General features: G+C 51.1%; 21 protein-coding genes and 1 tRNA gene. 8 read left to right on the plus strand and 14 right to left on the minus strand.

Translation table 11 applies throughout. The features are described from left to right. Positions 1 to 7: 7 nt before the first annotated feature. The 9 genes from floA to ACFSW8_RS03470 form a co-directional block, all read right to left on the minus strand. On the minus strand, positions 8 to 1,054 hold the full coding sequence (floA, locus tag ACFSW8_RS03430) for a flotillin-like protein FloA (protein ID WP_377090167.1): 1,047 nt from the start codon (positions 1,052 to 1,054) through the stop codon (positions 8 to 10). A 14-nt stretch (positions 1,055 to 1,068) separates the two neighbouring features. Continuing rightward, positions 1,069 to 2,793, minus strand: coding sequence for a DNA polymerase/3'-5' exonuclease PolX (gene polX / locus ACFSW8_RS03435; protein WP_377090168.1), 1,725 nt, complete (start codon positions 2,791 to 2,793; stop codon positions 1,069 to 1,071). Between the two features lie 15 nt (positions 2,794 to 2,808). Beyond that, positions 2,809 to 3,117 (minus strand): YbaB/EbfC family nucleoid-associated protein, encoded by a 309-nt coding sequence (locus ACFSW8_RS03440; RefSeq protein ID WP_377090169.1) that lies wholly within the window; start codon positions 3,115 to 3,117, stop codon positions 2,809 to 2,811. 28 nt (positions 3,118 to 3,145) lie between these two features. Continuing rightward, entirely contained in the window at positions 3,146 to 4,825 is a 1,680-nt protein-coding gene (gene dnaX, locus ACFSW8_RS03445) for a DNA polymerase III subunit gamma/tau (protein WP_377090170.1), read from the minus strand. 212 nt (positions 4,826 to 5,037) lie between these two features. Next, positions 5,038 to 6,939, minus strand: coding sequence for a 1-deoxy-D-xylulose-5-phosphate synthase (dxs, locus tag ACFSW8_RS03450; protein WP_377091554.1), 1,902 nt, complete (start codon positions 6,937 to 6,939; stop codon positions 5,038 to 5,040). Further along, positions 6,914 to 7,192, minus strand: coding sequence for an exodeoxyribonuclease VII small subunit (xseB, locus tag ACFSW8_RS03455; protein WP_377090173.1), 279 nt, complete (start codon positions 7,190 to 7,192; stop codon positions 6,914 to 6,916). Before xseB ends, dxs begins: the two co-directional genes overlap by 26 nt. Positions 7,193 to 7,217: 25 nt before the next feature. Continuing rightward, positions 7,218 to 8,996 (minus strand): ArnT family glycosyltransferase, encoded by a 1,779-nt coding sequence (locus tag ACFSW8_RS03460; protein WP_377090174.1) that lies wholly within the window; start codon positions 8,994 to 8,996, stop codon positions 7,218 to 7,220. Between the two features lie 13 nt (positions 8,997 to 9,009). Beyond that, the gene (locus ACFSW8_RS03465; protein ID WP_377090175.1) at positions 9,010 to 10,422 is read right to left on the minus strand and encodes a sigma-54-dependent transcriptional regulator; all 1,413 of its coding nucleotides are present in this window, start codon (positions 10,420 to 10,422) and stop codon (positions 9,010 to 9,012) included. 14 nt (positions 10,423 to 10,436) lie between these two features. Then, positions 10,437 to 11,633: a sensor histidine kinase gene (locus ACFSW8_RS03470; RefSeq protein ID WP_377090176.1), complete on the minus strand. Its 1,197-nt coding sequence runs from the start codon at positions 11,631 to 11,633 to the stop codon at positions 10,437 to 10,439. Between the two features lie 13 nt (positions 11,634 to 11,646). Here ACFSW8_RS03470 and cutA point away from each other — a divergent pair, with 13 nt between their 5' ends. Beyond that, positions 11,647 to 11,970 (plus strand): divalent-cation tolerance protein CutA, encoded by a 324-nt coding sequence (gene cutA / locus ACFSW8_RS03475; protein ID WP_377090177.1) that lies wholly within the window; start codon positions 11,647 to 11,649, stop codon positions 11,968 to 11,970. Positions 11,971 to 11,994: 24 nt separating this feature from the next. Here the strand turns inward: cutA and ACFSW8_RS03480 are convergent, their stop codons facing one another. Beyond that, positions 11,995 to 12,504, minus strand: a complete 510-nt coding sequence (locus tag ACFSW8_RS03480; RefSeq protein ID WP_377090178.1) for a phage regulatory CII family protein — start codon at positions 12,502 to 12,504, stop codon at positions 11,995 to 11,997. A 108-nt stretch (positions 12,505 to 12,612) separates the two neighbouring features. Here ACFSW8_RS03480 and nadE point away from each other — a divergent pair, with 108 nt between their 5' ends. Further along, positions 12,613 to 14,580 (plus strand): NAD(+) synthase, encoded by a 1,968-nt coding sequence (gene nadE, locus ACFSW8_RS03485; RefSeq protein ID WP_377177438.1) that lies wholly within the window; start codon positions 12,613 to 12,615, stop codon positions 14,578 to 14,580. 129 nt (positions 14,581 to 14,709) lie between these two features. Further along, positions 14,710 to 15,003 carry a hypothetical protein gene (locus ACFSW8_RS03490; protein WP_377177440.1) on the plus strand — a complete coding sequence of 98 codons (294 nt, stop codon included), beginning with the start codon at positions 14,710 to 14,712 and terminating at the stop codon, positions 15,001 to 15,003. A gap of 177 nt (positions 15,004 to 15,180) precedes the next feature. On the opposite strand, the gene leuB is transcribed toward ACFSW8_RS03490, so the two are convergent. Beyond that, a complete protein-coding gene (gene leuB, locus ACFSW8_RS03495; RefSeq protein WP_377090182.1) occupies positions 15,181 to 16,284 on the minus strand; it encodes a 3-isopropylmalate dehydrogenase in 1,104 nt (367 codons plus the stop codon). A 104-nt stretch (positions 16,285 to 16,388) separates the two neighbouring features. Here leuB and ACFSW8_RS03500 point away from each other — a divergent pair, with 104 nt between their 5' ends. Further along, positions 16,389 to 17,360, plus strand: coding sequence for a calcium/sodium antiporter (locus ACFSW8_RS03500; protein WP_377090183.1), 972 nt, complete (start codon positions 16,389 to 16,391; stop codon positions 17,358 to 17,360). 41 nt (positions 17,361 to 17,401) lie between these two features. Continuing rightward, positions 17,402 to 18,100, plus strand: a complete 699-nt coding sequence (locus tag ACFSW8_RS03505) for a YqjF family protein (RefSeq protein WP_377091555.1) — start codon at positions 17,402 to 17,404, stop codon at positions 18,098 to 18,100. A 74-nt stretch (positions 18,101 to 18,174) separates the two neighbouring features. Here the strand turns inward: ACFSW8_RS03505 and ACFSW8_RS03510 are convergent, their stop codons facing one another. The 3 genes from ACFSW8_RS03510 to ACFSW8_RS03520 all read right to left on the minus strand — a co-directional run bounded on the left by ACFSW8_RS03510 (position 18,175) and on the right by ACFSW8_RS03520 (position 20,837). Further along, positions 18,175 to 18,435 (minus strand): hypothetical protein, encoded by a 261-nt coding sequence (locus ACFSW8_RS03510; RefSeq protein WP_129589805.1) that lies wholly within the window; start codon positions 18,433 to 18,435, stop codon positions 18,175 to 18,177. A 348-nt stretch (positions 18,436 to 18,783) separates the two neighbouring features. Further along, positions 18,784 to 18,868 (minus strand) — tRNA-Leu (locus tag ACFSW8_RS03515). 193 nt (positions 18,869 to 19,061) lie between these two features. Further along, on the minus strand, positions 19,062 to 20,837 hold the full coding sequence (locus ACFSW8_RS03520) for an arylsulfatase (protein WP_377090184.1): 1,776 nt from the start codon (positions 20,835 to 20,837) through the stop codon (positions 19,062 to 19,064). A 149-nt stretch (positions 20,838 to 20,986) separates the two neighbouring features. Here ACFSW8_RS03520 and purH point away from each other — a divergent pair, with 149 nt between their 5' ends. The 3 genes from purH to ACFSW8_RS03535 all read left to right on the plus strand — a co-directional run bounded on the left by purH (position 20,987) and on the right by ACFSW8_RS03535 (position 25,731). Continuing rightward, a complete protein-coding gene (gene purH / locus ACFSW8_RS03525; RefSeq protein WP_377090186.1) occupies positions 20,987 to 22,531 on the plus strand; it encodes a bifunctional phosphoribosylaminoimidazolecarboxamide formyltransferase/IMP cyclohydrolase in 1,545 nt (514 codons plus the stop codon). A 180-nt stretch (positions 22,532 to 22,711) separates the two neighbouring features. After that, complete coding sequence (gene purM / locus ACFSW8_RS03530; protein ID WP_377177442.1) at positions 22,712 to 23,710, plus strand: phosphoribosylformylglycinamidine cyclo-ligase; 999 nt, start codon at positions 22,712 to 22,714, stop codon at positions 23,708 to 23,710. Between the two features lie 101 nt (positions 23,711 to 23,811). Then, positions 23,812 to 25,731 (plus strand): amidophosphoribosyltransferase, encoded by a 1,920-nt coding sequence (locus ACFSW8_RS03535; protein WP_377091557.1) that lies wholly within the window; start codon positions 23,812 to 23,814, stop codon positions 25,729 to 25,731. Positions 25,732 to 26,094 lie beyond the last annotated feature (363 nt).

A 26,094-nucleotide genomic window follows, 5' to 3' on the forward strand; every position in this document is an offset into this window, starting at 1 on the left:
GAGTTGGTTAGACGTTAGTGTCTTCTTCGCCTTCGGCTAGGGAATCACGCATTTTGGTATCAGAGTTGATATTTTGATATTTTGCGTAATCCATGATTCCGAGGTTACCTGAGCGGAATGCTTCGGCGATCGCCATGGGGATTTGGGCTTCGGCCTCGACGACTTTTGCCTGCATCTCTTGTGTGCGTGCTGACATTTCTTGTTCAGCGGCGACAGCGGCGGCACGGCGAACTTCGGCTTTTGCTTGAGCGATTTGTTTATCAGCTTCGGCTTGTTCCGCTTGGAGGCGTGCGCCGATGTTGTCGGCTACATCGACATCTGCGATATCGATTGAGAGGATTTCGAAGGCAGTGGAGGTGTCGACGCCCTTGGTGAGAACGAGTTTGGAGATCGAGTCAGGGTTTTCGAGAACGGCTTTGTAGGATTCAGCTGAACCTACCGATGTGACGATACCTTCACCGACACGGGCGATGATAGTTTCCTCTGTGGCACCACCGACGAAACCATCGAGGTTTGTTCTAACGGTAACACGTGCACGAGCATTGACAGCGATACCATCTTTAGCAACTGCGGTGATTTTGTTAATTCCGTTAGTTGGAGTTGGGCAGTCGATAACCTTTGGGTTGATCGATGTACGGACAGCTTCCAGCACGGTCTTTCCTGTGTCTTTAGTTGCAAGATCGATAGCGCAAGCGCGTTCGAAGCTGAGGTTGATGCCTGCTTTATCTGCGGCGATCAATGCGAGGACGACATTTGCGATATCACCACCTGCTAGGTAGTGTGCTTCGAGGACGTCGGTGTCGTAATTGAGGCCAGCTTTCACAGCGGTGATGCGGCTATCGACAATCAATTCGAAGGGGACTTTACGTAGCCACATTCCGATGAGCGCGCCGAAGGCAACAGGGGCCTGAGAGAGGCGAGCTCTCAACCAAGTTTTGAAGAACTTGAGGATGAGATAGATAAAGATTAAGCCTAGCAGCAGGAGGACGCCGGCAATGATGAATGGCACGATGCCTGGATCGTCAGGGGCTTGGGCAAGAAGTTGGGAGTGCATGATCTGTGTATGGATTATTGGATGTTAAGGAAATCGAGTATGTCGTTTAGCGGTTTAGTATTGATGACATCATCTTTGGTTAGCCAGCCTTTGCGGGCGAGTCGGACACCAAAAGCTAAGAACTGCAATTGTTCTAACCGATGCGCATCTGGATTGATAGCACATTTCACACCTTTTTCACGGGCATTTTTCCAGTGGCGCCAGTCCATATCGAGTCTTCTTGGGTTACAGTTGAGTTCGATGATGGTTCCAGTTTCGGCGGCGCAGTCGATAATCTTATCGACGTTGACAGCATAGGCTTCTCTGCGGAGGAGGAGTCTACCAGTGAGGTGGCCGAGCATGGTGACGTGCGGGTTTTCCATGGCGCGGATAATGCGCTTTGTCATTTCCTTCTCGGGGAGAGTGAAGGCGTTATGGACTGAAGCGACGACATAATCTAACTGCGCAAGAATGGAGTCATCGAAGTCGAGAGACCCATCTTTGAGGATGTCGACTTCTGAGCCTGCGAGGAGTCGGAATGAGCCTTCCCATTGTTTATTGAGAGATTTGATATGGTCGACTTGTTTGAGGAGTCGTTCTGGGTAGAGGCCATTGGCTTGGAAGGATGCTTTTGAGTGGTCGGCGATGCCTAGGTATTCGAGGCCAAGTTCGATGGCGGCTTCAGCCATTTCTTCTAGAGAGTTCTTACCATCGGAAGCGGTGGTGTGGTTATGGAATGTGCCGCGTAGGTTTTCGAGTGTGACGAGCCTAGGGATGGAGCCATTTTCGGCGGCTTCGATTTCGCCACGGTTTTCGCGCAATTCGGGTGGGATGTAGTCGAGGCCGAGGGCTTTGTAGATGTCGGCTTCTTCGTGAATTGTGGGTGGAGGTGTGGCTCCTTCTTTAGCTGTGAAGTTGTATTCATTGAGCGACCATCCATTTTTGAGGGCGCGTTGGCGGATGGCGACATTATGTTCTTTACTTCCGCTGAAGTACTGGAGTGCGAAGGGGAATGCATCATTTGTTACGGCACGAAGGTCGACTTGTAGGCCGTTAGCTAGGCGCACAGAGGCTTTGGTGTCGCCGCAAGCAATGACTTCTTCCACTTCTTCTAACTGCGAGAAGTATTGTGTGAGCTCTGCGGGGGCTGTGGTGGCGGCTAGGATGTCGATATCATGGAGTATTTCCTTAGAGCGGCGGTAGGAGCCGGCGTGACAGCAACGCAGGGTAGATGGGTGGGCGTGGACTGCATCTAACAATATTTCAGCCATAACTGCGACGTCACCGAGTCTGAAATGGGAGGCGAATTTTTCCCTGAGTTCGATGGCGTGGAGGAGTTTGTCTACGGTTTTGGTGCCGAAGCCGCGGAGCGAGGAGATGGAATTATCTTGGCAAGCGGACTTAAGGGCTTCGACAGAGTCGATATTAAGTTTGTCGTAGAGGGCTTTAATTTTTTTGGGGCCGAGGCCTTGGATATCGAAGAGTTCGAAGAGTGAGGGGGGGAATTCGGTACGTAAATTTTCGTAGAACTCGAGTTTATTTGTTGTGGTGAGTTCTATAATTTTTTCTTGGAGTGCCTTACCAATCCCAGCGACATTGTTGAGTTGGTTATCTTTGGCGAGTTTGACGACATCTGGTTCGTGTGAGCGAACGATCTCGGCACCATTTTTGTATGCGCGGGTCTTAAAAACATTTTCGCCCTTCAGCTCGAGCAGAAGGGCGATGTTGTCGAGAACCTCAGCAATGTCTTCGCGGGTCATCGTATTGATAGGGGATTAACCTAAGCCGGGGATGTTCATGCCGCCAGTGAGTTTGGACATTTCTGAGGAAGCCATTTCTTTACCTTTTTCGATAGCTTCTTGGACGCCTTTGAGGACGAGCTCTTGGAGGAACTCGGCGTCATCGGGGTCGATGATTGATGGATCGATTTTAATGTCTTGGACTTCACCGGCGCCGGTAGCGATGACGGTGACTTTTCCGCCGCCTACTGAGGCTTCGACAGTTTTATGAGCGAGTTCTTCTTGTGCTTTCTGCATGCCCGCCTGCATTTGTTGGGCTTGCTTCATTAGTTTGTTGATATTCATAACTTAATAGATTGGTTAGTTAGTGGTGTTAGGCGGGCTTAATGCTCGCTTCAAAGATTTCTAGAGCGTTTTGGATGAGTGGGTCTTTGTAGAATTCCTCTTCATCGAACTGAGGGATTTCAGCGTCGTCCTTATTTTTAGTTTGTGCCTCTTCCTTCGTGGGAGCAGGGGACTCGGGGGGAGCAGGTGCTGGGGTAGGTTCTGGTGCGGGAGGTTCCTCTGCGACATCGGGGGCCGAGTCAATCCAGGCATCGAAAGCGTCGAATGTTTCTTTATTCGTCTTTCGCGCGAGTGGTGGAGGTGTGGCTGGTGCTTCAGGTTCAGGAGGAGTTGTTTCCAGTGCAGGAGCGGGTGTTTCGGGGGGCGCATCAGCAAGGGGGGGCGGCGGTGTGGATGCTGTTGCCTCTGGTTCTGGGGCTGGCTCTGGTGCGGAGGCAACAGGCTCAGGGGGAGCAACTGGCTCGATGGCTGTAGGCGTAGGTTCCTGAGCAGCTTCTTGTGGGGGGGCGGGTGTGTCAGCGGGTGGGTTATCCTTAGCGGAGGTGAGTTGTGCCTCGATTGGCTGCATATCGATGGATCCGGCACCTGCAAGAGCAGTGATCACATCGCTGATGCGTGCATCATTGAGTGATTGGATGGCTTTGATGAGGCCGATTTCGAAGTGGAGTTTTTTGTTGTTAGCCCATTTCATGCGAGACTCTGTGTCTGCAAAGATATCGACGAGATTGAGTAGTCGATCTGTGGCAACGGATTTTGAGGCAGCAGTGAGAGGCTCCCATAGGTTTGGAGGGATGCCATCATTGCCAGCGTTGGGGTCAACTTTAGATACTAGGAGTGCTCTGAGGCAGCTGATGGTATCATCGAGGAGTTGGGTAAGTTCTTTTCCGGCGCTCGCTTGATCATTGAGAATTTGGAGTGCGCCTGATGTGTTTTTTGTGAGGATGTGTTGGGTGAGTGTTGCGACGGTTTCGCGTGATGTGAAGCCGAAGACATCGAGGACATTCTCTTCATCAATATTGTTTCCACAGAATGCGACGAGTTGGTCGAGCATGGATTGGGCGTCTCGCATTCCGCCGTCTGCACCTTTTGCGACGGCCCAGGCCGCGGCAGGCGCTAGAGTCACACCTTCGTTGTTAGCGATGTATGTGAGGTGGTCTGCGATGGTTTGAGTACTGATGGGGCGAAGGTCAAAGCGCTGGCACCGAGAGATAATGGTGGGGAGGATTTTGTTGGGTTCGGTGGTGGCGAAGATGAATTTGACGTGCTCGGGGGGTTCTTCGAGTGTTTTCAGGAGGGCATTGAATGCGGCGGTGGTGAGCATGTGCACCTCATCAATGTAGTAAATTTTAAAGCGGCAGCGGGCGGGAGCGAAGCGGACGTTATCGCGAAGGTCACGTACCTGCTCTACGCCATTGTTAGAAGCACCATCGATTTCTAGGACATCGAGTGAACGGCCTTCTGCGATTTCGATTGCAATTTCTGAATCTGGGTCGAAGTCGATGGAGGGGCCGCCTTCGGCATTGAGGGCTTTGGAGAGGATACGTGCGGTGGATGTTTTACCTGTGCCGCGTGGGCCGACGAAGAGGTAGGCGTGAGCGAGACGATTTTGCTCAATGGCATTGCGGAGGGTTTGGATGACATGGTCCTGACCTAGAACGTCATTGAAGGTCTTGGGGCGATACTTACGTGCGAATACCTGATAGCTCACGAGGCTGAGACTACAAGTGCTGGCAGAATTGCCAATGGAAAAGTCACAGAACCTATGGATATTTCTTGGGGGGATTCGGCTCTGATGAGGGGGATGTTGGGGGTGAGCTCGAGATTGTGTTCATTGTGACTTCGTCTCGGAGCTTGGAAATAGAAATGAGAAAGGCGCACTGGAGTGCGCCTTGGGAAAAATAGAGGCTCGGTGTGAGCGGCTTAGCTGAGGTGTGGGGTGATGAGCTTCAGCGCATTTTCGGTAGTGATACCGTGAATTTCTCTGAGGATTGGCACTTTTCCATGTTCGACAAATTCATCTGGCCAGCCGATGCGTTCAACTTTGGTGTGGATGTCTGAGTCACTGAGGAGTTCGATGATTGAGGCACCAAAGCCATTGGTGAGAACATGATCTTCGAAGGTGCAGACTACTTTACACTGAGCTGCTTTTTCGGTGATGAGTGAGGCATCGAGTGGTTTGATCCAGCGTGGGTTGATGAGGCAGACAGAGAAGCCGCGGGCTTCGAGTTGTTCTTTCACTTCGACCGCCATCTCGAAGAGGTGGCCGAGGCCGATGAGGCACACATCCGTGCCGTCCTGGATGAGTTCTGCTTCACCTATGGTGAGAAGTTCGGGTTGTGGCTTTGGTGTGGCACCCACGCCAGCTCCTCTGGGGTAGCGGATGGCGCTCGGTCCTTCGTCGTAATTAGCCATGGTCCAAAGCATGTCGACAAATTCGTCTTCATCCTTGGGTTGCATATGAATGATATCTGGCACGACGCGCAGGTATCCGATGTCGAAGAGACCGTGGTGGGTCGGGCCATCATCGCCTGACAGACCAGCGCGGTCCATACAGAGTCGTACTGGAAGTTTTTGGAGCGCGATATCATGGATGATCATATCGTATGCGCGCTGCATGAAGGTTGAGTAGATAGTGAGGAATGGCTTTAGGCCTTCGCATGCGTGACCGCAGGCGAAGAGGGCGGCGTGTTCCTCGGCGATGCCGACATCGAAGTAGCGTTCGTTGAGTTCCTGTTTAAAGATGTCGAGTTTGGTGCCGCCTGGCATCGCTGCTGTGATGGCGGTGATTTTTTCATCTTTTTTGGCGAGGTCGGTGAGGGTTCTGCCGAAAATTTCTGAGAATGTTGGGAGGTCGGCTGCGGCAGTGGAGCCATCTTCAATTTTATAGGCGCCGAGTCCGTGGAATTTCCCTGGGTTATCGAGGGCGGGAGTGTAGCCGCGTCCTTTTTCGGTAATGATGTGGAGGACGACGGGTTCGTCTTGGTCCCGAAGGTACTCGAAGGTATCGATCAGGGTTTCGATATTGTGGCCGTCGATTGGGCCAAAGTAGCGGATGCCGAATTTCTCGAAGAGGACTGATGGGGCCAAGAGGTTTTTGGCGCCTTGTTCGAGTTTATGTGCGAGTTTACGCGCACCCATGCCGCCGAATTTTTCGACGATATCTGCGGTCTTGCTGCGGACGGAGGAATAGGTTGAGCTGGTTTGAAGGTTGTTGAAGTGGCGTGCGAGAGCGCCGACGTTTTTATCGATCGACCACTCGTTATCATTGAGAACGACGATGAACTTCTTTGTGGTGTCGGCGATGTTGTTAAGGGCTTCGAGAGTGGGGCCACAGGTGAAGGCGGCATCTCCAGCGACGGCGACTACGTCGAAGTCTTTTCCGGATAGGTCGCGCGCGGAGGCCATACCGAGGGCTGCGGATACAGCGGTGCCAGCGTGTCCAGCACCATAGCTGTCGTGTTCAGATTCTGTACGGAGGAGGAATCCATTAAGGCCCTCGTGGGTGCGGATGGTATGGATTTCGCTCGCGCGGCCAGTGAGCATCTTGTGTACGTACCCTTGGTGGGAGACGTCGAAGGTAAACTTGTCGTTAGGGGAATCGAAGACGTAGTGGAGCGCGATTGAGAGTTCGACGACTCCTAGGTTAGGGCCGAGGTGGCCACCAGTCACTGAGAGACGAGAAATGAGGACATCGCGAATTTCCTGAGCGAGTTCTGGGAGGTCTGCGCGGTGCAGGCTCTTGAGGTCGCTAGGATTCTTGATGCTGGAGAGGAGACGCGGGAGCGGCTCGGGTGCGCTAGAAGAGTCGGATTTCATCGTCATCGGATGATGATGGGGTGTTGGTTTGTGCCCTAGTGGTTGGCGTTGATGAGGACTTGGTGCCAGCATTTTTGATAGTTTCAAGTCGCTTTTTTGCGGCTCCAAGTGTCGACTCGCAATCATTGAGGAGTTTAGCTCCGCGCTCATAATGGCTAATCAGCTCTTCGAGAGGGAGTTGGTCCGATTCCATTTGTTCGACGATGGCATCGAGTTCGCTCATTGCTTGTTCGAAGCTAGGTGATGATTTTTTAGGCATGGTGTGAGAAGTGAGTGGGAGTGGCTTATTGTTGGAGTGTGATAGGAGTACGCGAGAAGTAGGTGGATGGTTCGAAGAGGCCGTGGAGCGAGGCTCGGTATGGATAGCGTCCAGAATTGGGATCTACGAGTGGGGCAACTTGTTTATTGTTGCTAAGGTTACCAGCATTGGTGTCCTGGGTGAGGTAGCTAATCCACGAGGTGTAGGCGAGTGGGGTGAGGTCGCGGTTGTTGTAGAGGGTGGTGCGGATATCTTGATTTCGATAGGCTTCGGAGCTGGTGTGGAGGCCGGCAATCGGGTTTGTTTTTTCGGCGAGTGTCTCAATGGCAACGAGGTCGTCGAGTGTTTGTGGTTGCCAGATTGCATGTCTATCGGCGTACCAGGCGACGGCCCACGGTTGGTCTGAGACGATAATGTCTCTCTCGTCGGTGATTTTATTGAGGAGGCCGTTGAGTGCGTATGCGTGGACGCCATCGACTGAGAGTGAATTTGGTTTATTCTGCGAGAGGGATTTGAGGTGGATCATGAGTGGTCCAGAGGACACGAGGAGGATGATAGCGAAATGAAGGTTCCCAATGAGGCCTGGTTGTTGGCTGAGTGGGCAGCGCGACCAGATAATGCTGAGCATGGCGAGGCCGTATGCACACATGAGTGGGGCAAAGAGGATGTGGAGTTGGTTGGGGTCTGAGAAGTCATTTTCGAGGCCGTAGATTGCCATGCCCACAGATGCGAGGATCCACATGAGCAAGATTGCCCAGCGGAAGTTTGCGATGCTGGAGCGTTTGAATGGGTGGGCGAGGGCGATGAAGAATGCGGGAGCGAGGACGAGTCCGCCAAGGTAGTTGTGAATGTTAGATGCTTGGACTAGAGTGGTTTGAGCGGTGCGAATGAGGAGGCCTCGAACATCAAATCCGGTGGTGCTGAGTTGTCGCATTGCGGTGTCAGACGGGTTGCCAGCGCCGTGGATGGTGTGAAAGGCTGTGCCGAGGGCTTCTCCGGACTGGTTCCAATAGAAGATGAGTGGCCCAACGATAAAGAGGAAGATGATGAGGCTGAGGCCACCTGCGATGACGGCGCGTGGTTTAAAATAGATGGCAGCAAAGATAAAGTAGCCGATAAAGATCCAGAGAGTCATCCAGTGAGATAGGGCGAGGAGGCCGAAAAAGACGCCTGAGAGCAAGGCTGGCAGGAGGGGAGAGCGTTCTGCTTCTTGGGCTTCTACAGCGCGCCAAGTGAGGTAGCAGGCTGTGGAGAAGAGGGTGAGCATGAGCATCTGAGGGAGGCCTGCGGCAGTGATTTGCCACATGTACTCAGAGAGGGCCATGACGAGAGCTACGACAGAAGCAAGTTTGCGGTCAAAGATTCTACTGATGAGGAGGTAGTTGATGCCGATTGCGATGAGGAAGAAAATGGAGCATGTGACGGTGATGACGCGGTCTAGGGCGTAGACTTTATCGTTTTCTTGCATCCTGTGTTTTTCGAAGTCATCGGCGCCGACCATTTTTAGGGCGCCGGCATAGATGAGGATATTGAGGGGGGAGTGGAAGGTTTCTGGCATTTGCTCGAGGTTGAGCACCTTACCATTCTCGGTCATTTGTTGGATGCTGAGTGGTCTGACAAATTGGGTTGTGAGGCCATTTCCTCTTGCGACTTCGCGGGCGACTTGTGCTTGATCGATGCCGGTTCGGCTGGTGAGGCCATTGAAGCTAAAGACAGTGTGGATGATGAAGATTCCAAGGAGGATGGCGGCGAAGATCGAGCGGCGGAAGAAGCTGCCGGAGTCGAGTGCTGGTTGTTTATTCATCGCGAGGAGGAGATTAGGCTTCGAGTTCTTTGAGTTTGCGCTGTAGTGTGCGGCGGCTGATTCCTAGCAGCTCAGCGGCGGCAGTGCGATTATTATTTGTATGTTTGAGGGCTTGTTGGATTGTTTGGGTTTCAAGGGTGTGAAGATTGAAGGTGGTAGGTGCTGGGAATGTTGCATTTTGTAGGGGTTCTGGAGAGTCAGATGGGTTCGTGCTTGGGAGTAGGAGTGAGGCGCCAGATTGGATGTTGAGTGGTAGGTGTTGGCTTTCAAGGGTGGAGCCATTGCACATTACGACGCCGTGCTCGATGGCGGTTTTGAGTTCTCGTACATTGCCAGGCCAGTCGTAATGTTGGAGCAGAGCACTCGTAGATTCATCAATGGAATGGACGGCTTTATTATTTTCTTGGTTGAATTCAGCAAGAAAAGCATTGGATAGAAGGATGATGTCTTCCTTGCGTTCACGCAGTGGAGGGATAGTCATTTTGACGACATTAAGGCGGAAGAAGAGGTCTTCTCTGAAGTCGCCTTTGGAGACCATTTTTGCTAGATTTTTGTTTGTGGCGGTGATGACGCGCACATCGATATTGATGGGGGTGTTAGAGCCAACTCGTTCGATGGTGCGTTCTGAGAGAACGCGGAGGAGTTTGACTTGAGTTGCTTGGTCGATTTCGCCGATTTCATCGAGGAAGAGGGTGCCGCCATTGGCTTGTTCGAAGCGTCCGATGCGTTTTTGGTTGGCGCCTGTGAATGCGCCTTTTTCGTGGCCAAAGAGTTCGGATTCGAGGAGTTGTGGTGAGAGGGCAGCGCAGTTGACGGTGATGATTTTTTCTTTGGGTCTACCGCTGAGTGAGTGGATGGCGTTGGCTACGACTTCTTTACCGGTGCCGGATTCCCCTTCGATCAGCACGGTGGCCTTGGTAGGCGCAATTTGGGTAATCATGGCGTGGATTTGCGCCATAGCAGGGGATTTGCCTATTAGAGGTTCTAGGCCGTGGGGTTGTTTTCCGACTTTTTTGCGGAGTTCTTGGTTTTCTGACTCGAGTTTTTGGTTGTTGGATTCGAGGGATTTATTGCGCAGGGCGCGCTTGATCATGAGTTCTACCTCGTCGAGGTTGAGTGGTTTTGTGACGAAGTGCCAGGCGCCGCGTCGCATCGCTTCTACGGCGGTGTCGACCGATCCGTAGGCTGTCATCATGATCGCGATGGGTGGGTTGGGGAGTTTGAGGAGTTTGTCTAGCAGGTCCATGCCGCTTTCGCCTCCCATACGGAGGTCGGTGAGGACGAGGTCGATTTTTTCGGATTTGAGGATATTCATGGCCTCGCGGATGTCTGATGCGACGTAGCAGTCGAATTCGTCTTCGAGGGCCATGCGGAGACCATCGCGGGTGGAGCGTTCGTCATCGACGATTAGGATAGTGGCTTCCATAGTGGTGTGGGTTGTTAGTGTTCGATGTCGATGATATGTTGGGGGACTGAGTCCGGCAGGAGTCTAAGTTGTTTATCTTGGCGTGGGAAGTGGAGGGTGACTGAGGTGCCTTGGTTGATGACGCTTTGGATTTCGATTTCACCGCCATGTTCGCGCATGATGCGGCGCACGACGATGAGTCCTAAGCCGGTGCCGGAGCTTTTGGTAGTGCGGTAGGGTTCGTAGAGTGAGCCCATATGTTCAGGGGAGATGCCGGAGCCGTCATCTTTGATGCGGAGAGTGACTTCGTAGTCGTTTGAGTGGGTTGAGATCCAGAGATTGCCACCGGAGGCGGGGAGTGCTTGGGCGGCATTTCGGATGAGATTGTAGAGCGCTTGTTGGATTTGGTCGGCGTCGAGGTCTAGCAGGGGGAGGTTGTTGGCGAGAGTGAGAGTGACTTTGGCTTGTCGGTCCTCAAGTTCGGCAGCGAGTGTGCTGAGGGTGGTGCGCAGGATTTCGTGGAGTTGGCATTTTTCGCGGATGGGGGCAGTGGGGCGCACCGCGTGGAGGAATTGTTTCAGGATGGAATCTAGGCGTTGGATTTCGTTTTGGGCGGTATCTAGGAGGTCGGAGAATTCTGCAGCATTTTCAGCGGGGAGTTTTTTGAGTTTTCTGCGCATGAGTTGGAGATGGATATCGAGGGAGTTGAGTGGATTTCCAATTTCATGGGCGACGCCTGCGGCGAGGAGGGTGAGGGCGTTGAGTTTTTCGCTCTCGAGTATTTCTTCGGCTTCTTGTTTAGATTTTGTGACGTCACGGATCAACATGACGTAGCCTAGGTGCTCGCCTTTTTCGCTATTTTCCTCAATTGGGTTATTTATGGGTGATAGGTAGAAATTAAGTATAAGGTTCTCAGGGTAAAAGACTTCCAGGTCTCTATTTGTGGTTTTATCGGGGCGTGCTATCGAGCTCCAATCGAATCCTCTGATGGCGGTGTTGATGTGAAGACCGACGGATTTTTGGGGGTCAATTCCGAAGAAATTGGCAGCGGATTGGTTGGCAAATGTGATGATGCCATCGGGGGAAATGATGAATAGTCCTTCGCGCAGAGCCTCGAAGACATTCTCGAGGAAGCCTTTTTCTCTGACGAGCCGGCTCACGAGGTTTTGGACTTCACTTGGTGAAAAGCGATCGAGGCGTGTGATGAGCTTGTCTAGGAAGCCGTCTTTCATCTATGGTTAGAGTATGGAAGTTATTTTAGTGTACATCAATTTTCCATCGCGCGATGTTGCGCGACATATTGGCACAGCGCTGATAGAAAAGCAACTAGCGGCCTGTGTCAATCTCATCAATGGCGTGGAGTCAATCTACCAATGGAAGGGGGAGATATGTGATGAGGTGGAGGTGATGATGGTAGCAAAGACGACAGTAAGCCGGTATCAGCAACTGGAGGATTATGTGAAGGAGGTGCATCCCTATGATACGCCTGAGATCATTGGGCAGCAGTTAGCGCACGGCTCGGAGGGGTATTTGAACTGGGTGCAGGACCAGATGGAAGGTCGCCACTGAGAGAGTTTAAAGGGGGGAAGTCTCTTAGTAGAGTGTACGGCGTGGTTCCTCTGGGGTGGGGGTGGCGGGTTCAGTGCGCTCATCCATGATTTCAAAGTCGCCTTCTTCGCAGCACCGGACGAAGCCTTCGGCGTAGCCTTTGAGTTGGTCCCAGACTTTGCGAATTTCGGCAGCTTCGTCACAGGTGATGGAGTTGTCGATGGCGGCAGCTGAGATTCGTGTGAGGAGGTGGGAGAATTGGCTAACGATTTCGTTTGTTGCGGGGAGGTATTGGAAGCCTTTTTGACAATGGCTTTCGGGGTTGCGGACGAAATAACCGCCGCAGCGTTCGGCGAGGTGTTCGATAATCCCGTGGTCGTTAGTAAGTTCGAAGATGTTGACGAGGCGGTCGATGGGGTTACGGCTGCCAGAGCCGAGCTCGGATTGTTCTTGAGCCCACTTATAGACGAGTGAGAGTGAGACGCCGAGTTCGGATGCGATCACTTTTGGGGAAGTTTCTTTAAAAGCAGATTTTAACACTTCGTGGGATTCCATGAAGGGGTTTTAGGAGAAAATTCGTTTTGATCAAGGTGATATTTAATCACTGTCTGGTCTAGACGTTGGCGTGGCCTTATGAAAGGCTGGAAGGAATAGAACGAGTGGATGAAGACGATACGAGTAGCTGCAGGTAGTGTGAATCAGAGCCCTTTGGATTGGTGTGGGAATTTGGCACGGTTGAAGTGCGTGATTGAGGAGGCGCGAGCTGAGGGTGTGCAATTTTTGTGTTTACCAGAATTGGCGATCACTGGGTATGGGTGTGAGGATGCGTTTTTGATGCCGAATACTGTGGAGCGTGCTGAGGAGGTGCTAGGGGAACTGCTGGAAGTCTCTGGCGGTATGATGTTCACGGTGGGGTTGCCATGGAGACATCACCACGCACTTTATAATGTCGCTGCTGTGATTGTGGATGGTGAGTTGCTTGGTCTTGTGGGGAAGCAGCATTTGGCTGGTGATGGGTTGCATTATGAGCCTCGATGGTTTAGCCCGTGGCCGAGAGGTGTTGTTGCGACAACGCAATGTCTGGGTAAGGAGGTTTCGATAGGGGATTTGATTTTTGAGGTTGGCGGTATTCGCTTTGGGTTTGAGATCTGTGAGGATGCGTGGTCTGCAACGAGACCTGGGGGGCATCTTTCGGCCTATGGTTTGGATATCTTGTTCAACCCGAGTGCGAGTCATTTTGCTTTTGGAAAGCAGGAATTGCGTGAGCGATTCATTAATGAGGGAGCGCGTAGTTTTGGTTGCGCCTACTTATATGCCAATTTGTTAGGGAATGAATCGGGTCGAGTGATCTTTGATGGTGGTCCCTTGGTGTCTAATCGTGGGGAATTAGTAGCATCTGGAAAGCGATTTAGCTTTAGTGACCACACCTTAGTTTTGGCGGATGTGGATGTGGATGTGAACCGCAGTCAGGTGGCGGCTACGGCCAGTCGGGTTGTGGATGCGGCTGAGCCAACGGGCTTGGTGCGTTCTTCGTGGGTGGCTGATTGGCGCATGGTGGTCCCGAGTGCTGCGTTAGAGGCGAGGCGTTGGACGAAGGAGGACGAGTTTGCTCAGGCGGTGGGCTTGGCATTGTTTGATTACATGCGTAAGAGCTATTCGCAGGGATATGTGGTGTCATTGAGTGGTGGGGCGGATTCTTCTGCTGTGGTTTCGCTGGTGGTCATTGGGCTTCAATTAGCTATAGGTGAGCTTGGGGAAGCAGGAGTGCGTGAGCGTCTGGCTCACATTTCACTGGGGGATGAGGTGTCGAGTTGGATGAGTCAGTTGTTGGCATGCGTTTACCAAGCATCTGACCACAGTGGTGATGCTACTGAAGAGAGTGCTCGTGCATTAGCTCAGGCGGTGGGTGCGAGTTACCAGAGTTGGGAAATCGGCGGCCTCGTTGAGGGGTATACGCAGATGGTGGGTGGAGGCTTAGGGCGTGATTTAAGTTGGGAAGAAGACGATTTAGCGCTACAGAATATTCAAGCTCGGGTGCGTTCACCTGGAATCTGGATGTTAGCCAACATTCGCGGAGCTTTGCTGTTATCGACGAGTAATCGCTCAGAGGCTGCAGTCGGGTATGCGACGATGGATGGGGATACCTCCGGTGGGCTTAGTCCAGTGGGAGGGATTGACAAGGCGTACTTGCGTGAGTGGTTGGTGTGGTTAGAAAAAGTTGGGAGTGATAGTGTTGCTCGGATTCCTGCGCTTTCCTATGTGAATCAGCTTCAACCAACGGCTGAGTTGCGGCCGGCTGATCATGGGCAGACCGATGAGGGTGATTTGATGCCATATCCGGTATTGGATGTGATTGAGCGTGCTGCGATCCGTGACAAGCGAGCGCCGCTTGAGGTGTTTGTGGTAGTGCGTGGGGTGTTCGACGGCTATTCTGACGCGCAATTGAAGGCGTGGGTTTTGAAGTTTTTCCGTTTATGGTGCCGTAATCAATGGAAGCGTGAGCGCTATGCGCCATCGTTTCATGTAGATGATGAGAATCTTGATCCTAAGACTTGGTGTCGATTCCCGATTTTATCGAGCGGCTTTGAGGTGGAGCTTAGAGAGTTAGAGGCTCATCAGGGTAGTTTGTGAATGTTCCGATGCTTGTTTATAGATGAAACTATTTTCACCACAAATGGCACAGAACTTAGGAATGTTTCATGCTAGTTAGTAATGATGAAACTGTGTATAGGAGTGTCGGTTGTGACTTTGGTGAGTAACTTGGCTGCTGCTGACCGTGATCAAATTCCAGCAGAAGGAAAGGTGGAACAGGCTGCAATAGAAAACTTATCCCTAAATGAGTTCGTTAAAGAATTAGAAAAAGGGCTTTCATGGGAAAAGCTGGAAACCCTTTGTCAGCGTATTCAGCCAAAGCCTGTATTGTTCACTGATAGGAATAAGGCTCATATGAAGCTCCGCCTCGTGGGCAGGGCAAGAGCTGGAGATGTTATAGCTGTAGATATAGAGTTCAACAAGGGAAAGGTTGAGAGTTGGAAGCTGGGGTATCGGCCATAAGTGTTAATGGTTCATAGGGTATGAACGTGTCACATTTGGTGGGTATCGTTTCATCAAGCATGTGGCAAATTTCTGAGCCTTTGGTGTGATCTGATGTTCTATAAGAAAAATGCTCAGCCACCTGATCGGTAACTGAGCATCCTTTACGAAAATGTCGTTTTATTCCGCAGTCTGTAATTAGAGGGCTGCGATGATGGCGGCGCCCATTTCGCTGGTGCCCACTTTTGTTTCGCCTTCGGCGCCAGTGTAGAGGTCACCAGTGCGGTAGCCTTTATCGATAGCGGCATTGACGGCTGCATCGATAGCGTCAGCGGCTTCATTTTCACCGAGTGAGTATCTGAGAAGCATGGAGGCTGAAAGGATTTGGGCGATTGGGTTAGCAATTCCTTGGCCTGCGATATCAGGGGCTGAGCCGCCGGATGGCTCGTACATTCCGAAGTAGAGGCCATTTTCTTTTTTGTTACCGAGGGAAGCTGATGGGAGCATGCCCAGTGAGCCGGAGATCATAGCCATTTCATCTGAGAGGATATCACCGAAGAGGTTTCCTGTGACGAGGACATCAAACTGGGAAGGTTGCTTGATGAGCTGCATGGCGGCATTGTCCACGTACATGTGGGAGAGTTCGACTTCTGGGAAGTCTTTAGCGACCTCGGTGACAACTTCGCGCCATAAGATGGAGCATTGGAGGACGTTCGCCTTGTCAACTGAGAGGAGGCGCTTGTCACGAGCCATGGCAGCGGTGAAGGCGACGCGGCAAATGCGTTCGATCTCATTCTTGCTGTAGACCATGGTGTCGTGAGCGGTTGGATTCTCTTGGTTGTCATCGCGGCCTTTTGGGGTGCCGAAGTAGATGCCGCCGGTGAGTTCTCTTACGCAGAGAACGTCGAAGCCATTGGGTATGAGTTCATTTTTTACTGGCGACGCGTGCTTGAGTGCCGGGAGGCAGACGCCTGGGCGGAGGTTTGCATAGAGGTTGAAATGCTTTCTGATTGGGAGGAGGGCGCCGCGTTCGGGTTGCTCATCTGGCGGGAGGTTTTCCCATTTTGGTCCACCTACGGAGCCAAAGAGGATGGCATCAGACTTTTCGCATGCATCGACGGTTTCTTGTGGGAGTGGGCAACCTTTGGCGTCGATCGCGGCACCGCCTACGAGGCAGTCAGTTGTTTCGAGGGTGAAATTAAATTTGGTGGAAGCTGCCTCAAGGACTTTGAGAGCTTGTTGCATAACTTCGGGGCCAATGCCATCACCAGAGAGGATCGTGATCTTGTGGTTGCGGTTCATGGGCGGGGGTTTAGCAAAGCGATGCGTGGTTGAGAACAACGATTTTGAGAAATCTTAGGTGATATTGTAATTGTGCTCGTGGCTAGCTGTGCCATCTTCGCCGCGTGGAACTCTTTCTGAATATTCTATTGATCATTGGCGGGCTGACGGCGTTGTATTTTGGAGCTGAGTGGCTAGTGAAGGGTGCATCGGAGATCGCTATCAAGGTGGGGATTTCACCGTTGGTAGTTGGGCTAACAGTTGTGGCTTTTGGGACGAGCGCTCCGGAATTGCTGGTGTGTTTAGAGGCTAATGCGGAGGGGCAACCCGATGTGGCATTGGGAAATATCATTGGTTCTAACATCTGCAACATTGCTTTGATCTTGGGGGTTGCGGCAGTGATGAAGCCAATTGTGATTCACAGGCAGATTATCAGGCGTGAGATGCCGATACTTTTGGTGATATCTTTCGCCTTCATAGCGATGTTGTGGAATGGGAGTATTTCGCGAGTAGAGGGAGGGGTGTTATTTGTGGGGGTGTTGGTTTACGTGATTGTAAGTATTTACCAGTCGAAAAAGGAACAGGTGCAGGATGATTACGGTGAATTTAGTCCAGATGAAGTTGCTGCTGTGCAAAAATCTGGCACTAAGGAGTTGGTGGTGAGTGTGGCTCTGATCGCGATTGGTCTCGTTGTTTTAAAATTTGGATCGGAGTGGTTGGTTGATGGTGGTGATTATGTGGCGCGAGCAATGGGGGTGGATGAAGCCTTGATTGCTTTGTTTTTATTTGCTTTTGGGACGTCATTGCCGGAGTTGGCTACTTCTATTATTGCGGTGCGTAAGGGTGAAGGTGACATCATTACAGGTAATGCAGTGGGGTCTTGTATTTTTAATATTTTGGCTGTGATAGGTATTACGGCATTAGTGAAGCCCATAGCAGAGGGTGAGATTGAACAGTTGGATAAGATGGTGATGTTGGGTGTGACTGTTGGGATTTTTATCTTTATGTGGAGTCGGATGCGGTTGAATCGTGCTGAGGGGGCAATGCTCTTGGTGGGGTATGCTGTTTATTGTGTGGTGCGTTATCAGATGGGGTGAGGATGGAGTGTTTGCGGTACCAGTCTCATCGGCCTTATCCAATGGAGCGTGGTCAGCCATTGTGGCGTCAGCGGTGGCATGATTTAGCGTTTTTCCATTGGCCTGTGGATGCGAAGGTGTTGGAGCAATGGGTGCCGGAGGGGGTACGGTTGGATCTTCACGATGGGTGTGCATGGGTAAGTGTGGTGCCTTTTCGGATGGAAGATGTGATGTTGAGGAGCTTGCCTGCCATTCCTGGTGTGTCCGCTTTTCCGGAATTGAATTTGAGGACCTATGTGGAGCGTGATGGTAAGCCTGGGGTGTGGTTTTTTAGCCTGGACGCTGACCAGAGGTTGGCGGTCTGGGCAGCGAGGAGGTTTTTCCATTTGCCTTACTTCAAGGCGGACATGCGATGTCAAGAGACAGAGGATGGGGGGATAAGGTATCGCTCGAAGCGAGAATTTGATGGTGCGATGTTTGAGGCGACCTACAGGGGAATTGAAGGGAGTAAGGTGGAGCTGTGTTCGGGTGGTTTAGAGTATTGGTTGACCGAGCGGTATTGTCTGTATGCTGCTGATGCGGATGGGAGGCTTTACCGGGGTGAAGTGCATCATCAGCAATGGCCGTTACAGGAGGTGGATTATCACATTACCGTTAATCATTTGGGCGATCGTTGGGGGATTCCGCTAGAGGGGGAACCTCATTATGCGCAATTTTCGCGGGAGCTAGAGGTTGCTGTGTGGCCATTGCAGCCGCTATAGTGCACAAAAAAGCCTCCGCAGATAATGTGCGGAGGCTCAAAAGAATAAATTAACTTGTAAGAAGGAAGCAGGCTTTAGGCTGCATCTGTAATCTTCTTGGCCTTTTTGAGTGTGGTTTGGCTCAGTTTGCCATTCACGCGGCGTGAATTATCGACAAGGTCTTTGAGTTCCTTGAGGCATTCTTCAGCAGCTTTCATGGCTTTGCGTGGGCCACCGTACTTTTTGTCTGAGAAGTACTTAGTGAAAGTAGTACCTGCTCGGCTAAGGCATAGTCTCCAGCCTTGGAAGGCTGTTGTCTCGTATGTGAATCTTGTTAAATTCTTTTTTGATTTCATGATGGTTTCGGTGGGTTAGGTTTCCTTAGGTCTAACATTGAAACGCATTTCTAACTAAATGTCAACTAATCTTCGCTTTGTAAGTACTTTTAAATCAATGAATGATCGTTTATATAACTTGTGTGTTAGTTGAGGTTAGACGCTGAATCCATTATATACCAATGGATCTAGCGTTTTTGCGGTGGGCGTGAGTTGGCGCAAATCGCGGTGCTGATTTTATGATAATTTGCAGAGTTATTTTTTTAACTGCTGACGAAGTTGCTAGATACTAGATCATGAACAAAAGCTAAACAAAATGATGGGTCATGATGGAGGTGGGGAGATAACACAATGAGGGTCAAGAAGGGATGGTGCGCACGAGAGGAGTCGAACCTCCACGCCCGAAGGCACTGCCGCCTGAAGACAGCGCGTCTACCAATTCCGCCACGTGCGCACATAGCTGATAGCGGGCGCACGTTAGGAGGAGAGTGGTTGGGATGCAAGCAGGATTTTGGGGAAAGCTTGCTAAAGCATGCAGTGGATGGGGGCTAGATTAGGAGGGGGCTTAGCGCTCGCATAATCGGAGGAGTAGCGGCTGATTTGCCCCAGCAAGGGGGGGCTTAGTCCTGCTGGGGTGAGTGATTGGCTTAGCGATGTTGAAGCCGGACTTGGTAGGCTGAAATGGTGGATTTTTTATCGGGTGAGACAAAGCGAGCCTTGAGGAGATGTTTGCCTTTGGTGAAGTTGAGGGCGGGGAAGACATAGTGTTTGTCGTTATGGGGGACGACTTGTGTGTGGATGTCCTTGCCGATGGCGAGTTCGGCGGTCCACCCAGACAGGTCACGTTGGAAGGATTTGGGGAATTCGATGCGGACGTCACAGCGGCCGGAGTGTTCGAAGTGCAGCTTCCAGAACCCTTCATCATCGTAGGACCAGGCTTTGGAGATGCGATCCTGCCAAGTTAAGACGAGAGGGTTTTCGTGGGAGCGATCTACTAGGATGTAGGGAGTTCCTCGGTCACGGATGCGTGTTTCAGAGACATCGGCGAACCATGTATCGTATTCTTTGAGTAGGGATTCGACGCGTTGGGCTTGGTTGCTGGCAAGGTTGTTGGTTTCCGAGGGGTCGTCTTTGAGGTTATAGAGTTCATAGTTTGTACTGTCTCGTCTGGGTGATTGACCATCTGAGGGATTCAGTAGCTTCCAGTCCCCTTTGCGGATCATGAAGTGGTGGCGTGAGACAGGGGTGGCGCCGCGATGCCATTGCATAATGACGGCGCGTTCAGGGAGAGTGGCTGCGGGGTCTTTGAGTTGGCTCATGAGGCTGCGGCCATCCAGCTCGAAGGCGTCAGGGATACCCATTTCACAGGCATCGAGGAGGGTGGGCATGATGTCGATATGAGCGGCGACATTTTGTGGGATGTCGTAGCCTTGTTTGATGTGCTTGGGCCAGCGGATCCAGAGTGGGGAGCGGACGCCGCCCTCGTAGACTTGTGCTTTTTTGCCGCGGAGGCCAGCGTTAAATCGTTGGGTGTTGGCGCCGTTGTCGTTGAGGAAGACGATGAGGGTGTTTTCATCGAGTTCTTTTTCTTTGAGGAAGGCAAGGAGCGAGCCGAGATTCGTATCGAGGTTGTCGATCATTGCGGCAATGCGAGCGAGTCTGTCGGGGTTGTTACCCCATTTGCTGAGGTCTTGGCTGGAGTATTTTTTTAGGAGCTCAGCGGGGACGTCGTTGAATGGGCCGTGAGGGACATTCACAGTGATGGCAGCAAAGAAGGATTGTTGTGTCTGTTGGGACTCGTCGATGAAGTTTTTCGCTGCCTCGAAAAAGACGTCAGTGCAGTAACCTTTACTTTGTATTTCTTGATCATTTTCGAAGAGGATGGGGTTGGTGTAGCGGCCTTCATTTTCGATGGGGTCGCTGGGTTGGCCGAGTCCGCCTCCCCGGTGGATGAGAGAGTGTGTGAAGCCTTGGTCGCTTGGGCGCATGGGGTAGTTGTCACCAAGGTGCCATTTACCAAAGATGCCGGTGCGGTAGCCGACTCCTCTGAGGGCTTCAGCGATGGTGACTTCATCATTGGCCATCATGGAGCGTCCGAGCCAGGTGTCGACGCATTTGGTGCGGATGTAGTAGCGGCCGGTGAAAAGTGAGGCGCGTGTGGGCGAGCAGACTGGATTGACGTAGAAGTTTTTGAATCGCGCGCTTTGGTTAGCGAGGGTGTCGAAATTGGGTGTTTTGATCCATTGGTTGCCGTGGAAGCTGAAGTCGCCGTAGCCCATATCATCGGTCACAAGGAGGATGATATTGGGAGGGAGTTGGTCGAGTTCATCGATGATATTGGGTGGTTCTTGGTCGGATTCTTGAGCGAGCAGGAAAGTGGAGCAGAGGAAGCTGCAAGTTAGAGATTTTATGACAGGCATCATTGGGCATTATATTGCCTAACTTTTATGTGGCTGGCGAGTAAGAATTCAGTGGGGAGGGAACATTGCTCTTGTAGAGCGGTGGTGGGTGGGGTAGGGACGTGTCTCGCTCTGACACCCATTGGGTAGGCGAGAGAAAAATTATCACAATTATGGCAATTCAACGCGCGCTACTTTCCGTTTCTGACAAGTCTGGCTTAGTCGAGTTTGCAAAAGGGCTACACGATTTTGGAGTGGAGTTACTTTCAACAGGGGGCACAGCTGCAGCACTTCGTGACGCAGGTCTTCCGGTCATCGACGTGTCCACATTCACTGGAGCACCTGAGCTTTTTGAGGGTCGAGTCAAGACTTTGCATCCAAAGGTTCATGGGGGACTCTTACACAAGAGAGATGATGACACTCATTTGGCGCAGGCCAATGAGCACGACATTCCGCCCATCGACATCGTGGTGGTGAATCTTTACCCATTTGAGCAAACGATTGCTCGAGAGGGTGTGACCTTGGAGGAAGCTATTGAGAATATTGATATTGGTGGCCCATCAATGTTGCGGTCAGCAGCTAAGAACTACAAGAGTGTCACTGTGGTGACTGACGTGAATGATTATGATCGCGTGCTTGAAGAGATGAAGGAGCACGAGGGTGATACAACATTTAAGTTGCGTGAGGAGCTTGCGGTGAAGGTATTTCGTCGCACTTCTGAGTATGACGGGGCAATCACGAATTACCTGTGTCAAGCAGCTGAGGGAACTTGTTCTAACTTGAGTTTGACATTGCCGCTTGAGCGCGAATTGCGTTACGGCGATAACCCACACCAGGCAGCGAAGTTGTATGGTCACTTTGACAAGTGTTTCACCCAACTTCAGGGTAAAGAACTGAGTTACACTAACATTTTGGATATCGAGGCAGCGGCTGACTTAATCTTTGATTTTGCGCGTCCGACGGTGGGTATTCTCAAGCACACAAACCCATGTGGTGTTGGGCAGGATGATGAAGATCTTCGTGTAGCTTGGCAGAAGGCATTTGAGACTGACACACAGGCACCCTTTGGTGGTGTGATTGTGGTGAATCGCTCCCTAACAGAGAGTTTGGCACGTGTGATCTCTGAGATTTTCACTGATGTGATTATTGCTCCAGACTTTGATGCTGAGGCGAGAGCAATTCTTCAGAAGAAGAAGAACTTGCGTTTGATTAAGATGAATGTCGATGCGTATGCGATTGCTAAAAAGGAACCATTGATTCGTTCGGCACCAGGTGGTGTGATGGTCATGGACCGCGATCATACGACTCTAGGTCTTGATAATTTAGAGGGTCGCGTGGTGACTAAGCGTCCACCGACTGAGGAAGAAATGCGTGCAATGCGTTTTGCGTGGCGTGTGGTGAAGCACGTGAAGTCTAATGCAATTGTTTACGGTAAGGAAGATCGCACATTGGGGATTGGTGCTGGCCAGATGAGCCGTGTGGATTCCTCACGTATTGCGGTGTGGAAGGCTGAGGAAGCAGGGTTGACCTTGGACGGTTCTGTAATGGCGTCAGACGCGATGTTGCCATTTGCGGACGGTCTTGAAGCTGCGATTGCAGCAGGGGCGACGGCTTGTATTCAGCCGGGTGGTTCAATCCGTGATGAAGAAGTCATTGCTGCTGCGGATAAGGCAGGGATTGCGATGATCTTCACGGATCACCGTCACTTCCGTCATTAATTACGTCAATTAAGTACTGAGAGTGCGTCTATCGAACTCTTACAAAGCGCCAGCCTATTATGGGTTGGCGCTTTTTATTTCTGGGGGTGGAGCTTTGTTAAATGTCCTCCATTTTGTATTCTAAATTCTGTCCTTAAGGGCTTGCTACTGGACGATGGAGTGTTACAACAAAGCCACATCATGTCAGGCAAACTTACCTACAAAGAATCAGGAGTCGACACCCGCGAAGCCGCAGCGCTCGTAGGCGACATTGGGGCTCATGTCCGTCGTACACAGCAGCAGCGCAAATTGCACGGTGCATTCGGTCTATTTGCTGCAGCTTTCGATCTCAGCGAGTACAAGCAGCCAGTGATTGTGACTGGGTGTGATGGTGTCGGAACTAAGTTAGACATTCTCCTCGATCAGAAGCAATACGGCATAGCTGGTAAGGATCTGGTAGCTATGAGTGTTAATGATATCATCACGACTGGTGGTGATCCATTGATGTTCTTAGATTACGTTGGGATTGCTGTATTGGACAAAGTAATGATCACAGAGTTGATTGCAGGTATGTGTGATTACCTAGAAGACTGTGGTTGTATTCTTGCTGGTGGTGAGACTGCGGAGATGCCTGGTATTGTTCCTGAAGACGTGGTTGAGTTAGCTGGGTTCTGTATTGGTGCCTGTGAAAAGCCGAACTTGATCGACCCGACACAAATCAAAGAAGGGGATGTTTTAGTGGGTTATCCATCTGATGGTCCGCATGCGAATGGCTGGAGTTTGATTCGCCGCGTGTTGGCTGAGAACCCAGATTTGTTGAGTGACGATGAGCTGACTGCGTTGTTGGCTCCGACACGTCTGTACCACGATGTGGTGGCGGGTGTGAAGGAGGCAGGCGTGACGCCGAAAGCGTATGCGCACATCACGGGTGGTGGCTTGCCGGAAAATATCGAGCGATTATTCCAGGGGCTTGGGGCAGACTTGGAGATTCCTTATTGGGATAATCAAGCGATGCGTAAGCTTTTCGATTACGTGGATGCGGATGATAAGTTCCATACCTTCAACATGGGGATTGGTTGGGTAACGATTGTTTCTCCTGAAGATGCGGAGAAGATTCTTGAAGCGGGACCTGGCGGCACTGTGATCGGAACGGTCGTTTCTCAAGAAGGTGTACGCGTTGTTGAAAAATCCGCATCATAAGCCACTGTAGACTCACACTCACCCAGGGAACGGCAATTTCCTGGGTGTTTTATTCCGGAGTATTTACTCCACCAAACCGAACACACTATCACACACAGTATATGAGTGACCCATTGAAACATGAGTGCGGCATCGCTGTCGTTCGTTTACGTAAACCGCTTAGCTACTACGTAGAGAAATACGGTACGCCACTCTGGGGCTTGAATAAGCTTTTCCTTTTGATGGAAAAGCAACGTAACCGCGGCCAGGATGGCATTGGCATTGGTTCTTGTAAGTTAAACATGCCGCTCGGCCAGCCGTATATTTTCCGCCGCCGCAGTGTGCAGAATGACTCGCTCTCGCATATTTTTAACAAGGAGATTAAGACGTTCAACAAGATGGCTCGCAAGGGGCTCTTGGATCCGAAGGATGGAGACAGTGTCAAAGCTGACTACGACTTCGGTGGGGAGATCTTGATGGGGCATTTGCGCTACGGGACATCTGGGCGTTTTGATGAAGGGTCCTGTCACCCTTATTTACGCCGCAGCAACTGGCCGACGCGAACTCTGATGGTTCAGGGGAATTTCAACATGACCAATGCGGGAGAGTTGAATCGCACGATGATTGAGCGTGGTCAGCATCCAGTTTTTGGTACCGATACTCAGACGGTATTGGAGGAAATTGGTTTCCACCTCGATGAGGCGCATACTGACCTCTATCATGAGATTCGCGACCAAGGGATTGATGGGAAAGAGATTCCTGCGCACATCTCGGAGCAACTTGACTTGCACAATGTCATTTCTGAATCTGCTCAAAACTGGGATGGTGGTTATGCTATCTGTGGGGCTGTAGGGAATGGTGACATGTTTGTGATGCGCGACCCGCGTGGCATTCGTCCCTGCTCCTACTATATCGACGACGAGGTGATTGCATTCTCATCTGAGCGTGTGCCCTTGATGACGGTATTTGAAGCAAGCAAGGAGGATATCCAAGAGTTAGAGCCGGGTACTTGCACTATTGTGACACACAATGGTGACATGAGCACCAAGAGGTTTCATCAGGAGGAGCAGCAGAAGCCTTGTTCATTTGAGCGTATTTATTTCTCACGTGGTAACGATCCTGAGATTTACCGTGAGCGAAAGGCTATGGGGGCGGCACTTGTGGATCAAGTGGTGGACTCCATGGAGGGTAATTTCGAAAAAGCAGTTTTCTCCTTCATCCCTAACACTGCTGAGACAGCTTACTATGGCTTAATGGATGGGCTGCGTCTCTATCGCCGTCAGCAAGTGCGTTCTGAGTTGCTTGAAGCTTTACAAAAAGGCGAACTCAATGCAGACATGTTAGATGATGTGATTCTCAAGAACTGGCCAGTTTCTGAGAAGGTGACGCAGAAGGATATCAAGATGCGTACGTTCATCTCGCAGGAAAAAGGACGCGCCCAGCTCGTATCTCATGTCTACGACATTGCTTATGGGGTGGTGAAACCTGATGATGTGCTTGTGATGCTCGACGATTCGATTGTGAGGGGTACGACCTTGAAGCAATCGATTTTGAAGATTTTATCTCGTACGAATCCACGTAAAATAGTGATTTGTTCGACGGCGCCTCAGATCAGATACCCGGATTGTTATGGGATCGACATGTCTGAGTTGGGTAAGTTTATCGCCTTCAATGCGGCGGTTTCACTACACAAGAAGAATGGAAATGAAGCTATTCTGAAGGAGGTGTACGAGGCGTGCCAGGCTGAATTGAAGAAGCCGAAGCTCGAGCGCGTGAATCAGGTGAAACGCATTTATTCTGATTTCACGGCGGAGGAAATTTCAGCTGAGGTTAGCAAGTTAGTTTACCCTGAGGGGGTGAATTGGGATGGTGAAGTGGAAATCATTTTCCAGACCATTGAGAACCTTCATGCTTCTATCAAAGGGGAATGTGGTGATTGGTATTTCACTGGTGATTTCCCAACACCTGGTGGTATGGCAACAGTCAATGCTGCTTATATCAATTGGTTTGAAGGCAAGACTGGCCGAGGTTACGAGATGTAATTTTTGATTAGGTTGTGCGGCATCGCCGCGCGGCCTCTCTGTTCGTTGCTGCCTCATAGTGAATGAGGCATAGTAACACGGATTGTAGATCTAAAATTTTGCAATGTGAGTGCTCACCTGTGTGGTGGCACTCTTTTTTTGTTAAGGGTTAATACCATCTCTCGACTCGGAATAGACGAATGGAGTGTGGTTGTTCATGCGAAGTTTGCGCTTCGCGATTTTAGAGTAAATCGGATTATCTTACAGAATGTCATCGTTGTCATTCAGTTGTCCCGCGCGTGCGGGACGCCTTCACTTCGCCTTGATATTCTGCAAGCTCATTCCGACCATTCGTCCATTCCGTTTCACTCAATGGTATAAAGC

The organism is Rubritalea tangerina (assembly GCF_042683245.1).
GTDB lineage: Bacteria > Verrucomicrobiota > Verrucomicrobiia > Verrucomicrobiales > Akkermansiaceae > Rubritalea > Rubritalea tangerina.

Bases quoted from the DNA above. Each gene is read 5' to 3' on its own strand.
- dxs (WP_377091554.1), bottom strand. From the start codon at position 6,939: ATGACGATGAAATCCGACTCTTCTAGCGCACCCGAGCCGCTCCCGCGT.
- ACFSW8_RS03535 (WP_377091557.1), top strand. From the start codon at position 23,812: ATGAGTGACCCATTGAAACATGAGTGCGGCATCGCTGTCGTTCGTTTA.
- polX (WP_377090168.1), bottom strand. From the start codon at position 2,793: ATGACCCGCGAAGACATTGCTGAGGTTCTCGACAACATCGCCCTTCTG.
- nadE (WP_377177438.1), top strand. From the start codon at position 12,613: ATGAAGACGATACGAGTAGCTGCAGGTAGTGTGAATCAGAGCCCTTTG.
- ACFSW8_RS03470 (WP_377090176.1), bottom strand. From the start codon at position 11,633: ATGAAAGACGGCTTCCTAGACAAGCTCATCACACGCCTCGATCGCTTT.
- ACFSW8_RS03480 (WP_377090178.1), bottom strand. From the start codon at position 12,504: ATGGAATCCCACGAAGTGTTAAAATCTGCTTTTAAAGAAACTTCCCCA.
- ACFSW8_RS03440 (WP_377090169.1), bottom strand. From the start codon at position 3,117: ATGAATATCAACAAACTAATGAAGCAAGCCCAACAAATGCAGGCGGGC.
- ACFSW8_RS03505 (WP_377091555.1), top strand. From the start codon at position 17,402: ATGGAGCGTGGTCAGCCATTGTGGCGTCAGCGGTGGCATGATTTAGCG.
- ACFSW8_RS03460 (WP_377090174.1), bottom strand. From the start codon at position 8,996: ATGAATAAACAACCAGCACTCGACTCCGGCAGCTTCTTCCGCCGCTCG.
- purH (WP_377090186.1), top strand. From the start codon at position 20,987: ATGGCAATTCAACGCGCGCTACTTTCCGTTTCTGACAAGTCTGGCTTA.
- ACFSW8_RS03520 (WP_377090184.1), bottom strand. From the start codon at position 20,837: ATGATGCCTGTCATAAAATCTCTAACTTGCAGCTTCCTCTGCTCCACT.
- floA (WP_377090167.1), bottom strand. From the start codon at position 1,054: ATGCACTCCCAACTTCTTGCCCAAGCCCCTGACGATCCAGGCATCGTG.
- purM (WP_377177442.1), top strand. From the start codon at position 22,712: ATGTCAGGCAAACTTACCTACAAAGAATCAGGAGTCGACACCCGCGAA.
- cutA (WP_377090177.1), top strand. From the start codon at position 11,647: ATGGAAGTTATTTTAGTGTACATCAATTTTCCATCGCGCGATGTTGCG.
- leuB (WP_377090182.1), bottom strand. From the start codon at position 16,284: ATGAACCGCAACCACAAGATCACGATCCTCTCTGGTGATGGCATTGGC.
- xseB (WP_377090173.1), bottom strand. From the start codon at position 7,192: ATGCCTAAAAAATCATCACCTAGCTTCGAACAAGCAATGAGCGAACTC.
- ACFSW8_RS03510 (WP_129589805.1), bottom strand. From the start codon at position 18,435: ATGAAATCAAAAAAGAATTTAACAAGATTCACATACGAGACAACAGCC.
- ACFSW8_RS03465 (WP_377090175.1), bottom strand. From the start codon at position 10,422: ATGGAAGCCACTATCCTAATCGTCGATGACGAACGCTCCACCCGCGAT.